14 protein-coding genes are annotated in these 13,422 nt (G+C 50.1%); all 14 read right to left on the reverse strand.

Features of this window, described 5'->3' with window-relative positions:
• Nucleotides 1-319: 319 nt before the first annotated feature.
• Entirely contained in the window at nt 320-1,816 is a 1,497-nt protein-coding gene (gene lysS, locus ACW9JV_RS18980) for a lysine--tRNA ligase (protein ID WP_457337407.1), read from the reverse strand.
• 101 nt (nt 1,817-1,917) lie between these two features.
• Complete coding sequence (dusB, locus tag ACW9JV_RS18985; RefSeq protein WP_457337409.1) at nt 1,918-2,913, reverse strand: tRNA dihydrouridine synthase DusB; 996 nt, start codon at nt 2,911-2,913, stop codon at nt 1,918-1,920.
• A 20-nt stretch (nt 2,914-2,933) separates the two neighbouring features.
• Nucleotides 2,934-3,137, reverse strand: coding sequence for a helix-turn-helix domain-containing protein (locus tag ACW9JV_RS18990; protein ID WP_457337411.1), 204 nt, complete (start codon nt 3,135-3,137; stop codon nt 2,934-2,936).
• Nucleotides 3,089-3,622: a 2-amino-4-hydroxy-6-hydroxymethyldihydropteridine diphosphokinase gene (folK, locus tag ACW9JV_RS18995; protein WP_457337413.1), complete on the reverse strand. Its 534-nt coding sequence runs from the start codon at nt 3,620-3,622 to the stop codon at nt 3,089-3,091. Before folK ends, ACW9JV_RS18990 begins: the two co-directional genes overlap by 49 nt.
• On the reverse strand, nt 3,619-3,981 hold the full coding sequence (gene folB / locus ACW9JV_RS19000) for a dihydroneopterin aldolase (protein ID WP_457337416.1): 363 nt from the start codon (nt 3,979-3,981) through the stop codon (nt 3,619-3,621). The genes folK and folB overlap by 4 nt, the downstream gene beginning before the upstream one ends.
• Entirely contained in the window at nt 3,974-4,795 is an 822-nt protein-coding gene (gene folP / locus ACW9JV_RS19005; protein ID WP_457337418.1) for a dihydropteroate synthase, read from the reverse strand. The genes folB and folP overlap by 8 nt, the downstream gene beginning before the upstream one ends.
• Entirely contained in the window at nt 4,792-5,697 is a 906-nt protein-coding gene (pabC, locus tag ACW9JV_RS19010; RefSeq protein ID WP_457337420.1) for an aminodeoxychorismate lyase, read from the reverse strand. The genes folP and pabC overlap by 4 nt, the downstream gene beginning before the upstream one ends.
• Before the next feature lie 4 nt (nt 5,698-5,701).
• Nucleotides 5,702-6,286 (reverse strand): aminodeoxychorismate/anthranilate synthase component II, encoded by a 585-nt coding sequence (pabA, locus tag ACW9JV_RS19015; RefSeq protein WP_457337421.1) that lies wholly within the window; start codon nt 6,284-6,286, stop codon nt 5,702-5,704.
• Nucleotides 6,283-7,758, reverse strand: a complete 1,476-nt coding sequence (locus ACW9JV_RS19020; protein ID WP_457337423.1) for an anthranilate synthase component I family protein — start codon at nt 7,756-7,758, stop codon at nt 6,283-6,285. The genes pabA and ACW9JV_RS19020 overlap by 4 nt, the downstream gene beginning before the upstream one ends.
• 66 nt (nt 7,759-7,824) lie before the next feature.
• Entirely contained in the window at nt 7,825-8,754 is a 930-nt protein-coding gene (cysK, locus tag ACW9JV_RS19025) for a cysteine synthase A (protein ID WP_457337425.1), read from the reverse strand.
• Nucleotides 8,755-8,847: 93 nt separating this feature from the next.
• Complete coding sequence (gene hslO, locus ACW9JV_RS19030; protein ID WP_457337427.1) at nt 8,848-9,744, reverse strand: Hsp33 family molecular chaperone HslO; 897 nt, start codon at nt 9,742-9,744, stop codon at nt 8,848-8,850.
• Nucleotides 9,745-9,772: 28 nt separating this feature from the next.
• On the reverse strand, nt 9,773-10,543 hold the full coding sequence (locus ACW9JV_RS19035) for a type III pantothenate kinase (protein ID WP_457337429.1): 771 nt from the start codon (nt 10,541-10,543) through the stop codon (nt 9,773-9,775).
• A gap of 93 nt (nt 10,544-10,636) precedes the next feature.
• A complete protein-coding gene (gene ftsH / locus ACW9JV_RS19040) occupies nt 10,637-12,712 on the reverse strand; it encodes an ATP-dependent zinc metalloprotease FtsH (RefSeq protein ID WP_457337431.1) in 2,076 nt (691 codons plus the stop codon).
• Nucleotides 12,713-12,779: 67 nt separating this feature from the next.
• The gene (hpt, locus tag ACW9JV_RS19045) at nt 12,780-13,322 is read right to left on the reverse strand and encodes a hypoxanthine phosphoribosyltransferase (RefSeq protein ID WP_457337433.1); all 543 of its coding nucleotides are present in this window, start codon (nt 13,320-13,322) and stop codon (nt 12,780-12,782) included.
• Between the last annotated feature and the right edge of the window lie 100 nt (nt 13,323-13,422).

A 13,422-nucleotide genomic window follows, 5' to 3' on the forward strand; every position in this document is an offset into this window, starting at 1 on the left:
CTGTACTGCTTCTTATCTGTATGGTTCGTTGAACCATTTGAATTGACAGACGCTTGACTTTCATTCAATTTTCAAAGGACAATTTTCGTTCCGCCTCGATGGCGACTTTTTTATACTAACACCGTGAAAACGGAATGTCAATATATTTTTTGTCGTTTCTTATGAGGTGCGCTGCCTTTCGCAGCGACAAATAATAATATATCACCTGAATTTATGTTACACAACCCGTTCATTTAAATTTTTTATTTTGATTTTTTCCTGAAAGCAGCATCAAACGAAAAGAGGGCTTCCGATCCTGTCGCAAGCCCCCTTCAGCCTGTTATTCCTGAGATTGGTTCCGCATCTGCGGGAATAATAGAACATCCCGGATTGATGCAGAATTTGTTAACAGCATGACAAGACGGTCTATTCCTATACCAAGGCCGCCGGTTGGCGGAAGACCGTATTCCATAGCTTCAAGATAATCAGTGTCCATCCGGTGTGCTTCCTCGTCTCCGCCTTCCCGTTCCTGAACCTGAGCTTCGAAACGGCGGCGCTGATCGACTGGGTCATTTAATTCTGTAAAGGCGTTGCCGTGCTCCCGTCCCATGATGAACAATTCAAACCGGTCTGTAAAGCGCGGATCATCTTCGTTTTTCTTGGCCAAAGGAGAAATCGCCAGTGGATGGCCGTACACAAAGACCGGCTGGATTAATTTTTCTTCAACGAAGTGTTCGAAAAACTCGTTGACGATGTGGCCAAATGTCATCGTTCCGGTCACGGGCACACCATGTTCTGCCGCTAATGCATGAGCTTTTTCATCGCTCATATCTTCCCGGAAGTCGATACCTGTCTCTTCTTTAATCGCATCCACCATATGAATTCTACGCCACGCCGGGGCCAGATCAATTTCATGACCGCCGTAAACGATGGTTGTGGTACCCAGCACATCTTCCGCAATATGGGCAATCAGGTTTTCGGTCAGTGTCATGATGTCGGTATAATCAGCATAGGCTTCATAAAGTTCAATCATCGTAAATTCCGGATTATGACGGGTGGATATCCCTTCATTCCGGAAGACACGGCCGATTTCATACACCTTTTCCATCCCGCCGACGATGAGCCGTTTTAAATGAAGTTCAATAGCAATCCGGATATAAAGTTCCATGTCAAGGGCGTTATGGTGTGTGATAAACGGACGGGCGGATGCACCTCCCGGGATGGAATGAAGCATCGGCGTTTCGACTTCGAGATAACCCTGCTTGTCCAGATAACGCCGCATCGCCTGCAGAATTTTGCTGCGGACCACAAACGTATCCCGGACCTCAGGGTTTACAATCAGATCCAGATAGCGCTGGCGGTAACGTTGCTCGACATCTTTTAATCCGTGGAATTTATCCGGAAGAGGGCGCAGAGATTTGGATAAGAGATTAAACGTCGATACCTTTACGGATAATTCACCGACTTTTGTTTTAAACGCTGTACCAGTCACTCCGACAAAGTCGCCGATGTCTGTGTTCTGAAATAACTCATATACATCCTCACCGACCTGGTCTTTGCGTACATAGATCTGAATCTGGCCGGAAATGTCCTGGATATGAGCGAAACCCGCTTTCCCTTTGCCGCGCTTGGTCATCACACGTCCGGCCAGGGAAATGGACGTCTCCTTTTCTTCCAGTTCCTCTTTTGAGAATTCATCAAACTGCTCCGCCATGGAAGCTGCCGTATGGGTTCGGTCGAAACGCTTTCCGAACGGGTCTCTCCCCTGTTCCTGCAGGGATTCCATTTTCTCCCGGCGGACCGCCATTTGATCATTTTGTTCCTGTTCCTGACTCAACAACAACAACTCCTCATTTGTAAAAATTTAAACTCCGGCTGTTCTCATACAAAGAGGACTGACCCTTTATGCCGAGGGGCAGCCCCTTTTTTGGTACCGGATTATACCGCCGCCGTTTTTTCCCGTTCTTCCAGTTGTTCGACGAACTCGTATAAAGCATCCGCAACATCATTCCGGGTATCCAGATGGTTGATTTTATCCCGTACTTTGTTATTACCGCGCATGCCTTTCAGGTACCAGGCCGCATGCTTTCTCATTTCCCGGACCGCAACGGTCTCCCCTTTGAGGTCAATGAGACGGTCCATGTGAATCATGCATACATCTATCTTCTCCCGTGGTGCCGGTTCTTCGCTAAGTTCCTCGGTTTCCAGGTAATGTATGGTACGGTACAGCATCCATGGATCACCAAGAGCTGCACGCCCGACCATCACGCCGTCGACTCCGGTCTGTTCAAGCATCGCCTGGGCATCCTGAGGTGTCTTTACATCACCATTGCCGATGACAGGCACCTGTACTGCATTTTTCACTTCTTTCAGGATCTCCCAGTCGGCAACCCCTTCATACATCTGTACACGGGTGCGCCCGTGCAGGGATACAGCTTTACCTCCTGCTTCCTCGATCGCCCTCGCGTTTTCCACGGCAAGAATATGTTCATCATCCCAGCCCATTCTCATTTTGACAGTGACGGGCTTATCGACCGCTTCAACAGCGACTTTGACCATTTCATAGATTTTATCCGGGTCGAGCAGCCATTTCGCTCCTGCATCACATTTTGTGATTTTCGGGACAGGGCAGCCCATATTGATATCAATGATATCGGCATTCGTCTGTTGATCAACGACCTGGGCCGCTTCTGCCATCGTCTCCTTTTCCCCGCCGAAGATCTGAAGACTGAGCGGCTTTTCGCGTTCATCCACATAAAGCATTTTCATGGATTTCTCGTTTTGATTGACAATAGCCTTGTCACTGACCATTTCTGCACAGACGAGACCGGTGCCGAATTCCTTGGCAATCAGACGGAATGCGGGATTGCAGACTCCCGCCATCGGTGCGAGTACCACCGGGTTTTTCATCTCAATATTATCTATTTTCAGCAACTCGCGCGCACCTCCTGTACTTAATCGGATTGAAGTTCCTTTATTGACACTCCCAAGGCATCTGCTGTCTTTTTTAAAAATGTCTCATCCGGGACTCTGGTTCCCCGTTCCACCTGTCCGAGGATGGAAACAGCGATTCCCATCTTCCTGGCAAGACTGATCTGCGTAAATCCTTTCAGCTTTCGAAAGGCCCGGATCCTCCTTGCCCAGAGCAGCTCTTCCATAATTGTACACCCTCTTTTTCCTGACCGGATACTCGAGCTGTAAGCTCACGTATCGTCTGTTCATAATAGGATACGTAATGCGGAGCAGCAATTTCACACAACGGTATCAGTACAAAAGCTCGTTCGTGCATTCTTGGATGAGGAACAGTTAATTCATTCATCTTAATATTTTCATCATTGAACAGTAAAATGTCAAGGTCTATCGTGCGGGGGCCCCAGCGTTTATGACGGACCCGGTCCAATCGCTGCTCTACAAACTGTGTTATTTCCAGCAGTTCTACCGGAGATCGTCCGGTCCGAAGCGACAGAACCATATTTAAAAACGGAGGCTGGTCTGTGACACCAACCGGGGCCGTTTCATAAATGGAAGAGAGCTGCGTGACCTCCAAACTTTCCTTTTGTTCGAGCGTACGTACCGCTTCGCGCAGATAATGTTCCCGGTCACCGACATTTGACCCAAGAGCGATATAACTGACGTTTTTCATCCCCGCGACCTCGCCAGTTCAATGGCCACATACTCGTAATGGCCGTCAATCGGCGGGTTTGGTTTTTTTACTTTGACAGATGCCTCCTGCACAATAGAGAAGGTGTTTAATATTTCTTCGGCAATCCCTTCGGCAATGGTTTCCACCAGATTGTAGCATTTGTCTTCCACGACCGATTTCACGGTTTGATGGGCCTCTGCATAATTGACACTTTTCTCCAGATTGTCTTCGGCGGCAGCTTCCGTGAGGTCCGCGTGCAGAACGAGATCCACCTGAAACGGCTGGCCGAGCTTATTTTCTTCCGGAAAAACCCCGTGATACGCGTAAAACTCCATGCCTTTCAGGAAAATTTTATCCAACGGTTTTCACCTTCCCCTTTCCAAGCATCGCATCCATCATCTTTACCGTCCGGCTCATTTCCAGTACATCATGGACCCGGACAATGTCAGCGCCGCGTTCTATCCCGAGGCTGATCGTGGCACCGGTTCCTTCCACCCGGTCGGATGCGGGAAGATCCAGCGTTTTTGAAATCAAAGACTTGCGCGAGGTGCCGAGAAGGACCGGATAATCGAGCGCGGTAAACTCTTCCAGCCTCCGCATCACTTCGAGATTCTGATCATACGTTTTGGCAAAGCCGATGCCGGGATCCAGCATAATGCGTTCTTTTTTTACGCCTGCGCTGCGGCAGATGTCGATGCTTTCCTGAATATCGCTTATCATATCCTCCATAACATCGTGGTAATCTGTGTTTTCCCGGTTATGCATTAATATAATCGGCACATCGTAACGGGCAGCAACCTCTGCCATCGCTGGATCTGCTTTGGCGCCCCAGACATCATTAATGATGCCTGCTCCCGCTTCCAGGGCCTGGCGGGCGGTTTCAGCCTTATACGTATCAATCGAGATCGGCACTGTCAATCGGGCGGCCAGTTTTTCCAGCACCGGAATCACCCTGCGCCGTTCCTCGTCTCCGTCCACTTTGACGGAACCGGGACGGGTGGACTCCCCGCCGACGTCAATCATATCCGCACCCTGTTCAATCATCTCAAAGGCACGCTCAAGCGCTGCATCTATGCGGTTAAACTGTCCTCCATCCGAAAAGGAGTCAGGAGTAACATTCAGTATGCCCATGACATAGGTTTTGTCTTTAAAATTGATTTCTTCGAATTTCATAGCAGTCTCTCTCCTTCTCCCTCGTCCATTCCAGGCCCTTTTATATCTGCCGCTTTCCACAGGAGTCCGCGGTATGAAGCATATTCCTGCTGCAGCAGACGGGCTGCTGTCCACTGAGCTTCATGGTACCGGTGTGTGCCGATTCGGCGGAGCGGTACAATTTCCTGAATCGAATTGGTCAAAAACGCTTCCTCCGCGCGGCGAATATGATCTGCCGAAAAACGGCCTTCTCTAATATAATACCCGTGTTTTTCTGCCAGCTGCATCACAAACGCACGAGTCACTCCGTGTAATATCCCTGTTTCAGGCGAAGGAGTATACAGTGTATCCCCACGCCTCCAGAAAATATTCGATACGATTCCTTCGGCTACAGCGCCCTGTTCTGTCAAAAACAGACCTTCCACCCCGGGACCGGCACCTGTCTCCCGTTTTCCGGCAATATTGTTCAGGTAATGGTGGGACTTCAATCGTTCCGGCGTCTCCGGTGTATTACGGGGAATACTCAAAAACTCTGCTGTTTTCGATGTTTCCTGTATATCCTCCGGAGCAGGGAGGGGTTTCATATAAATGATCACGACAGGGTTTTCATATACCTCTGTGGAAATACCAAGGGCTGCAGACCCTGCGGAAATGTTGTAACGAACATAGGCATTGTTCCAGCCGTTGGCTTGCAGCAGCTCCTGCAGCTGGGAAAGGACGGTCTCTCTGTCATATGTCCAGGCTATATTCATCCATTGCAGCCCGCTTTCCATTCTCCGGAAATGGTCATCGAGCAGAAAGGGATGTCCGTTGTAAATCCGGAATGTTTCAAACAGACCCAGTCCGTACATAAAACCATGTTCAAAAACAGAAAGACGAGCAGCGCCCGCCTCCTGTACCTCTCCATTTATATACACGTACATCGTTTTAAACTCCCTGCGGACTTTTATGGGCTTCAATAAAATTGCGGAGCAGCTGTCTGCCTTCACCGGTCATAATTGATTCCGGGTGAAACTGGACGCCTTCCACCGCCATCGTTTTATGGCGTATTCCCATAATATCACCCTCACTGGTTTCCGATGTGATCTCAAAGCAGTCCGGCAGGGTTTCCCTCTCTACAATCAAGGAGTGATAACGGGTGGCAGTGAAAGGATCGGGCAGTCCCTTATACACCGACCGGCCGTCGTGATGAATGGCAGACGTTTTGCCGTGCATCAGCTTATCCGCCCGGATAACCGTACCGCCGAAGACCTGGGCGATGGACTGGTGGCCAAGACACACACCAAACACTGGAATGCGGCCGGCAAACCGATTCACCGCTTCCATGCTGATCCCAGCCTCATCCGGGCTGCATGGTCCCGGGGATACCATCAGAAAATCGGGCGCCAGGTCCTCCATTTCTTCGAGTGTTATTTTATCATTACGCCGGACAACCAGCTCTTCGCCCATTTCTCCCAGATACTGCACCAGGTTGTACGTAAACGAATCGTAATTATCAATCATTAAAATCATATACGTTCTCCTCCTCTGCTCTTCTCGTTCTCCCATGCCTCAGCTTCGCTCTTCTCTTTGGCTTTCCACAGCGCCCGGGCTTTCTTCAGAGATTCCTCGTACTCCGCCTCCGGATCCGAATCAATGACGATCCCTGCACCCGCCTGAACATAGGCTTTTCCTTCTGTCACAGCCATTGTCCGGATAGAAATATTCAATTCCATATCATTGTTAAACCCAATCCATCCGAACGATCCGGTATACATGCCGCGCCGGACCGGTTCGAGTTCTTCAATGATCTCCATCGTCCGGATTTTCGGGGCTCCGGTAATCGTTCCGCCGGGAAAAGCTGCTTTTATCATATCATAAACATCCACCTGGTCGGCAAGTTTTCCTTTCACATTGGAAACAATGTGCATGACATGAGAATACCGCTCCACCACCATCAGTTCGTCTACTTCCACACTTCCCGGAGTACATACTTTCCCCAGATCATTGCGCTCCAGATCCACCAGCATCACATGTTCCGCCCGCTCTTTTTCCGTATCCATCATTTCCTGCTCATAAGCTGTATCCGCTTCTAAGGAATGGCCGCGCGGCCGGGTGCCGGCGATCGGCCGGGTGGAGGCTTCCTTTCCCCTCTTTTTGACAAGCAGTTCCGGAGATCCGCCGACGAGCTGCAGATCCGGCGTATGAAAATATCCCATATAGGGGGAAGGGTTCAATTCCCTCAGTTTTTCGTATATATGAAGCGGCGGGGTCAATAGAGGCTCCGACTGCCGTACAGATAAATTGACCTGAAACACATCTCCGCGGCGGATATATTCTTTTACTTGTTCCACCGATTCCGCAAAAGCACCTTTTGAGAAAGACGAGCTTTTCCCTGCTGCAGGCTGCAGCAGCGGTGCATTATATTCCCGGTGCCGGGCAGACGGCTTTTTCCACTGCTCTTTCAGCTCCTGCCAATTCCGCGCTGCCTCGGCTTCATGCCCTTTTTCATGATGAAGAACAATCCATAATGTTTTCTGTTCATGATCGTAAATGAACACCTGCTGGAAAGCCAGAAAATACAGATCGGGGGTTTGCAGGTCATCCGCCGCCTCCACCGGCAGCTTTTCGATATAACGGATATAGTCGTAACTAAGCGAACCGGCCACCCCCGTCTGGAAATCCGGAGCCCCCGGTACCGTTTCCACCTGGAAAGGCGCAAGCCACTGCTTCATCTCCTCGAGCGGCTCGCCCTCTCTCCGGACCGTCTCCTCTTCTGTCTTGATGTGCAGGATTCCGTCCTTTGCAGTAAATACCGCAAACGGATCAAGGGCCGCCATGCTGTACCGCCCTTTCTGCCCGCTCTCCAGGAGAACGTGGTACGGCCTCCCGGCACTGAGCGTACGGTACGCCGCATAAAACTGTTCTTCCGGATACACAAAAGAAGCCGCCATCACCGTATAGGATGCAGCGGGATCTGGAACCGGGGACATTCCTCTATTCATCATCATCACCTTCAATACAGGAAAAGCAGAGCCGCCAGGCCCTGCTTTCCCAACATGCGTTTGATTTTACTCTTCTTCTTCGAACTGGTAGAGAGGAGTACTGAGATAGCGTTCACCATTACTTGGAATAACAGCCACCACTTTTTTACCCTTACCGAGTTTTTTCGCTTCCTCAAGCGCTGCATAAATCGCAGAGCCGGACGAAATACCGCCGAGCACTCCTTCTTCTTTGGCAGCGCGTCTGGCGTAGTCAAATGATTGTTCGGTTGTGACTGTCATCACTTCATCATAGATATCTGTATCAAGAATCTCCGGAACAAAACCGGCACCAATCCCCTGGATTTTATGAGGACCTTTATTACCTCCGCTCAATACAGGGGAATCAGCCGGTTCCAGTGCAATGATCCGCAGATCCGGATAATGCTCTTTCAACAGTTTGCCGGCACCTGTAACTGTTCCTCCGGTACCGATACCGGAAACAAAAGAATCAATCTGACCGTCCACCTGCTTCAGCAGCTCGCGTCCTGTCGTTTCGCGGTGGATTTCCGGGTTGGCCTCGTTTTCAAACTGCTGCGGCATAAAATATCCTTTTTCCTGCGCCAGTTCCTTTGCCTTGCCGATCGCACCTCCCATGCCTTCCGGTCCGGGCGTTAACACAAGTTCTGCGCCGTATGCACGCAGAAGGTTGCGGCGTTCCATACTCATCGTATCCGGCATCACAAGGACAGCACGGTATCCTTTGGCAGCTGCTACCATCGCAAGGCCGATTCCGGTATTACCGCTTGTCGGTTCAATGATGGTGTCGCCTTCTTTCAGTTTGCCGTCCCGTTCCGCGGCTTCAATCATCGCGAGGGCAATCCGGTCTTTAACACTGCTTCCGGGATTCATATATTCCAGCTTCAGATAAACGTCTGCATCGTTTTCACCGGTTAAGCGGTTCAGCTTGACTAGTGGTGTGTCGCCAATGAGTTCAGTAATGTTATTTGCCACTTTCATCTTAACGGTTCCCCCTCAAAATACCAAGTAAATTTATTGGTTTTATTGTCTATATAGTATCAGCCTTTGCATGACGTGTCAAACAATTCAGACTTACTGCTCCTTGTTCTCTATATTCCACGCTTCTTCCTTCAATTCCTGCAAATCTTCGGCAGAAAATTGATAAACCTCATTGCAGAAGTGACACTGCGTTTCCGCGCCGCCGTCTTTTTCGATCATATCCTGCAGTTCGTCCGTGCCGAGTGACATTAACGCATTCGACACCCGTTCCTGGGAGCAATGGCAGGAAAAAGAAACCGCAGACCGTTCGAGCACCTTCACGTCTTCTCCCAGAATCATATGCAGGATATCTTCCGGCGCTTTTTCCTTCTCAATCAGCTTGGAGACCGGCGGCATAGCTTCCAGCTGCTGTTCAATACGCTCGGCCAGTTCATCCTCTGCATCCGGCAGCACTTGAATGATAAATCCGCCGGCCGCCAGAATCGAATTGTCCGGATTGACTAGAACACCCAGACCCACGGAGGAGGGAATCTGTTCAGAAGAGGCAAAGTAATACGTGAAATCATCTCCGATTTCCCCGGAGACGAGGGGGACACTTCCGGTAAAGTGATCTTTCATGCCAAGATCCTTTACGACCGACAGTACTCCTTCCCCGCCGACCGCACGGGATACATCCAGCTTTCCTTTGTCGTTCAGATCAAAGTGTACCTGCATATTGTGGGCGTATCCTCTCGTATCTCCGTTGGAGCTGCTGTCCACAATAATCGGCCCCATCGGACCATTTCCTTCAATCTTAATGGTCAGTTTATCGTCGCCTTTCAGCATCGCTCCCATCATCGACCCGGCCGTCATGGCCCGGCCCAGGGCGGCGGAAGCTGTAGGCCAGGCATGATGGCGCCGGGCTGCCTCGTTGACCATATTCGTCGTCTGAATCGCATAAGCCCGGATCTTGCCGTCATATGCTGTTGATTTCACCAGGTAGTCTTCCATAGAGGAGGACCTCCTTCCTCTTTTTTTATCAGGTTTTGTTTTTCCCGTATATATAACGAAGCCCTTTCAGGGTCAGAAAGGCATCCACCATATCAATGGATGCAGCCGCCTCCCTGATGAAAGGAGCATCACCGCCGGTGGCTATCACAAGGGGATTCTCCTTCACTTCTTCTTTCATCCGGGTGATAATGCCGTCCACCTGGCCGGCATATCCGAAAAACATCCCGGATTGTATCGCATGCACTGTATTTTTTCCAATAATCTGCTCCCTGGGTTCCGCCTCCACTCTCGGCAGCTTGGACCCATGCTCGTACAGCGCTTTTGATGAAATGGAGAGCCCCGGGGCAATCACACCTCCGATATATCGATTCGACGCGTCAATATAGCAGAAAGTGGCCGCTGTGCCAAAATCGGCCGTTATCAGCGGGCCGCCATGTTCCTCCACCGCTGCGACAGCATTGACGATCCGGTCGGCTCCCACTTCCCTGGGGTTTTCATAACGGATGTTGAGTCCTGTTTTTACCCCCGGGCCTATCACGAGAGGAGAAACATGTAAGTATTTTCGACACATTCCCTCAATGACCGGCTGCACCGGCGGAACAACGGAAGAAATGATCGCTCCTTCCACCTTTGCCCCTGTTGTTTCAGCTGTCTGTTCCACTAACGGCTGTATCTGCAGGCCGTATTCATCTTCTGTTTTTCGTTCTTCGGTCGACAGACGCCACTGGCCCGCCAGTTCTTTCCCCTGAAACAGACCGAAGTGAATATGAGTATTTCCAATGTTCAGGACGGCGATCACCGGTTCTTTCCCTCCGATCCACTATTTATGAAAAACATTCCTCTGTTAAAAAGGGATGCCTTGATTTGGCATCCCTTTTCTTCAAACAACCTGTTATCTCCGATCTTCATCGTCAGAAGAAGGAGGGCTGTTATCTCCTAGTTTTTCCGAGTCCGTTTTATCTTCCACCTGGTTTCCTTTTGAAGGGCTTCCGCCGGTCTCTTCTTCCGTGGAATCGGCGTCATCCGCTTCGGATTCCTGCTTGGACTGAATGTTTACTTTCACATCACTGTCGTCCGAACTGGAAGTGTGCTTTGCGCCGACTTCTTCATCATCTTTATTGGTATGATGATCCTCCGGAAGCTTTCCATACTCAACAAGGGACTCAATCTGTTCTGCGTCAAGGGTTTCGAGTTCGAGCAGAGAAGAGGCAACCGCTTCGAGTTTATCCTTGTTTTCCGTAAGAATCTGTCTGCATCGTTCGTAACACTCATTCACGATATTCTGGACTTCTTTATCTATTTCGTGAGCGATGGCATCACTGTAGTTCTGCTCATTCTGAATGTCGCGTCCGAGGAATACCTGGCCGCCGCTGGATCCGAACTGCACCGGTCCGAGTTTTTCACTCATGCCGTATTCGGTTACCATTTTACGGGCAATTTCGGTCGTGCGCTGGAAGTCGTTATGCGCACCCGTACTGACTTCATTGAACATCACTTCTTCTGCGACGCGGCCGCCGAGAAGCCCGGTGATTTTATCAACCAGTTCAGGTCTTGTCATAAAGAAGCGGTCTTCTTTCGGGAGCATGACGGCGTAACCGCCTGCCTGTCCGCGCGGCACAATTGTCACTTTATGCACCATATCGGCATTCTCCAGCTTGACGCCGACCACCGTATGACCCGCCTCGTGGTGAGCCACAATGTTCTTTTCTTTTTCGGAAATAACCCGGCTCTTCTTCGCCGGACCGGCGATAACACGGTCAATGGCTTCTTCAATATGAACCATCCGGATTTTTTCCATGTCCGATCTGGCTGCCACAAGTGCCGCTTCGTTTAACAGGTTCTCCAGGTCCGCCCCGGTAAATCCAGGGGTCCGCTGCGCGATGGCTTTCAGGTTCACATCATCGGCAAGCGGCTTATTGCGGGCATGTACGCCGAGCACTTCTTCCCGGCCTTTTACGTCAGGACGGCCGACCATGATCTGGCGGTCGAAACGGCCCGGACGCAGAAGCGCTGGGTCAAGAACGTCGGAACGGTTGGTAGCGGCAATGATAATGATTCCTTCATTAGCACTGAAACCGTCCATTTCAACAAGCAGCTGGTTCAGCGTCTGCTCGCGCTCGTCGTGGCCGCCGCCCACACCGGCGCCGCGCTGACGGCCGACAGCATCAATCTCGTCAATGAAAATGATACATGGTGCGTTCTTCTTGGCATTTTCGAAAAGGTCACGGACACGGGATGCGCCGACACCGACGAACATTTCCACAAAGTCCGAGCCGCTGATGGAGAAGAACGGCACTCCTGCTTCTCCGGCAACCGCACGGGCAATCAATGTTTTACCCGTTCCAGGAGGGCCTACCAAAAGCACCCCTTTTGGAATCCGGGCACCGATACTGGCGAATTTGCGCGGGTCTTTCAGAAAGTCCACTACTTCTACAAGTTCCTGTTTCTCTTCTTCGGCACCGGCAACATCCTTGAATCGCTCTTTCTTCTTTTCTTCCTGATAGAGCTTCGCTTTGCTTTTGCCGAAGTTCATCATCTTACTTCCGCCGCCCTGAGCCTGGCTCAAGAGGAAGAAAAAGAGGATGAAGATGATAACAAATGGAATAATCGAGGTGAAGAACGTCACCCAGGCGCTGGGTTCTTCAGCAGGTTCTGTATCCAGTTCCAGCGAACCGCCTTCAGGCCCTTCTGCTGTCATCAGCATCTGCGTATTCTCTTCGGAAATCGGCAGATGGGTCTGGAAGCTTTCGTCCTCTGTCTGGCCGGTTTCCTGTCCTTCAACCAGATACACTTCACCTTCCGGCTGCAGTGTGACCGTTGCTATTTCGTTGTTTTCCAGTTTCGTGATAAATTCTTCCGTCGTCATCTCTGTTGTATCCGTCTGGTCATTACTGAGAAAACTGATGATTCCTATAATGACCAGGAACAATAGCAGGTAAAAAACAGTGTTTCGAAAAATTCGGTTCATTCCTGACCTCCTCCCACGGGCATTGACAACTTAGGTAATAGTACCATATTTGTTTTCTTTCTCACAATCATGACCCCTTGTAAATCTCCGGCTTAAGGATACCAATGTAAGGGAGGTTGCGGTACTTTTCTGCATAATCCAGACCATACCCTACGACAAACTCATCCGGCACGGTAAATCCTGCAGTATCCGGAATCAGCTCCACCTGCCTGCCCTCCGGTTTATCCAAAAGGGTGACAACCTTCAGGGAAGCCGCTCCTCTATGTTTGATCAGACTGATGAGATAATTGAGTGTCACGCCGCTGTCAATAATGTCTTCCAGAATAATGACATCTCTTCCCTTCACCGTCGTATCGAGATCCTTGATGATCTTCACTTCTCCGGAAGAAACGGTGCTGCTGCCGTAACTCGAAACATCCATCACGTCTATTTCCAGATGATCATCGATCCGTTTGGTAACATCAGACATAAAAGGGAGTGCTCCTTTCAGCACCCCGATAACGAGCGGAAAGCGCCCTTTATACTCCTCCGTTAAATCACTGCCGATTTCACGGATCTTATTCTGCAGTTGTTCTTCATCAATTAAGATCTTCTGGATATCATTATGCATTTGTTTTTATTTTACCCTCCCGAGTGATATATACGCACATAACGGCTGTTTTTTTCTCACAAAATGTCCGTTCCCCATCATACCATGAATCCCTGTCCGA

It is taken from the genome of Salibacterium sp. K-3 (assembly GCF_054052005.1).

What these genes read in the sequence shown, in the direction of transcription:
- ACW9JV_RS18990 (WP_457337411.1), bottom strand. Translation starts at nt 3,137, where the DNA reads ATGGAAGAGCTGCTCTGGGCAAGGAGGATCCGGGCCTTTCGAAAGCTG.
- folK (WP_457337413.1), bottom strand. Translation starts at nt 3,622, where the DNA reads ATGAAAAACGTCAGTTATATCGCTCTTGGGTCAAATGTCGGTGACCGG.
- folP (WP_457337418.1), bottom strand. Translation starts at nt 4,795, where the DNA reads ATGAAATTCGAAGAAATCAATTTTAAAGACAAAACCTATGTCATGGGC.
- pabC (WP_457337420.1), bottom strand. Translation starts at nt 5,697, where the DNA reads ATGTACGTGTATATAAATGGAGAGGTACAGGAGGCGGGCGCTGCTCGT.
- pabA (WP_457337421.1), bottom strand. Translation starts at nt 6,286, where the DNA reads ATGATTTTAATGATTGATAATTACGATTCGTTTACGTACAACCTGGTG.
- ACW9JV_RS19020 (WP_457337423.1), bottom strand. Translation starts at nt 7,758, where the DNA reads ATGAATAGAGGAATGTCCCCGGTTCCAGATCCCGCTGCATCCTATACG.
- cysK (WP_457337425.1), bottom strand. Translation starts at nt 8,754, where the DNA reads ATGAAAGTGGCAAATAACATTACTGAACTCATTGGCGACACACCACTA.
- hslO (WP_457337427.1), bottom strand. Translation starts at nt 9,744, where the DNA reads ATGGAAGACTACCTGGTGAAATCAACAGCATATGACGGCAAGATCCGG.
- ftsH (WP_457337431.1), bottom strand. Translation starts at nt 12,712, where the DNA reads ATGAACCGAATTTTTCGAAACACTGTTTTTTACCTGCTATTGTTCCTG.
- hpt (WP_457337433.1), bottom strand. Translation starts at nt 13,322, where the DNA reads ATGCATAATGATATCCAGAAGATCTTAATTGATGAAGAACAACTGCAG.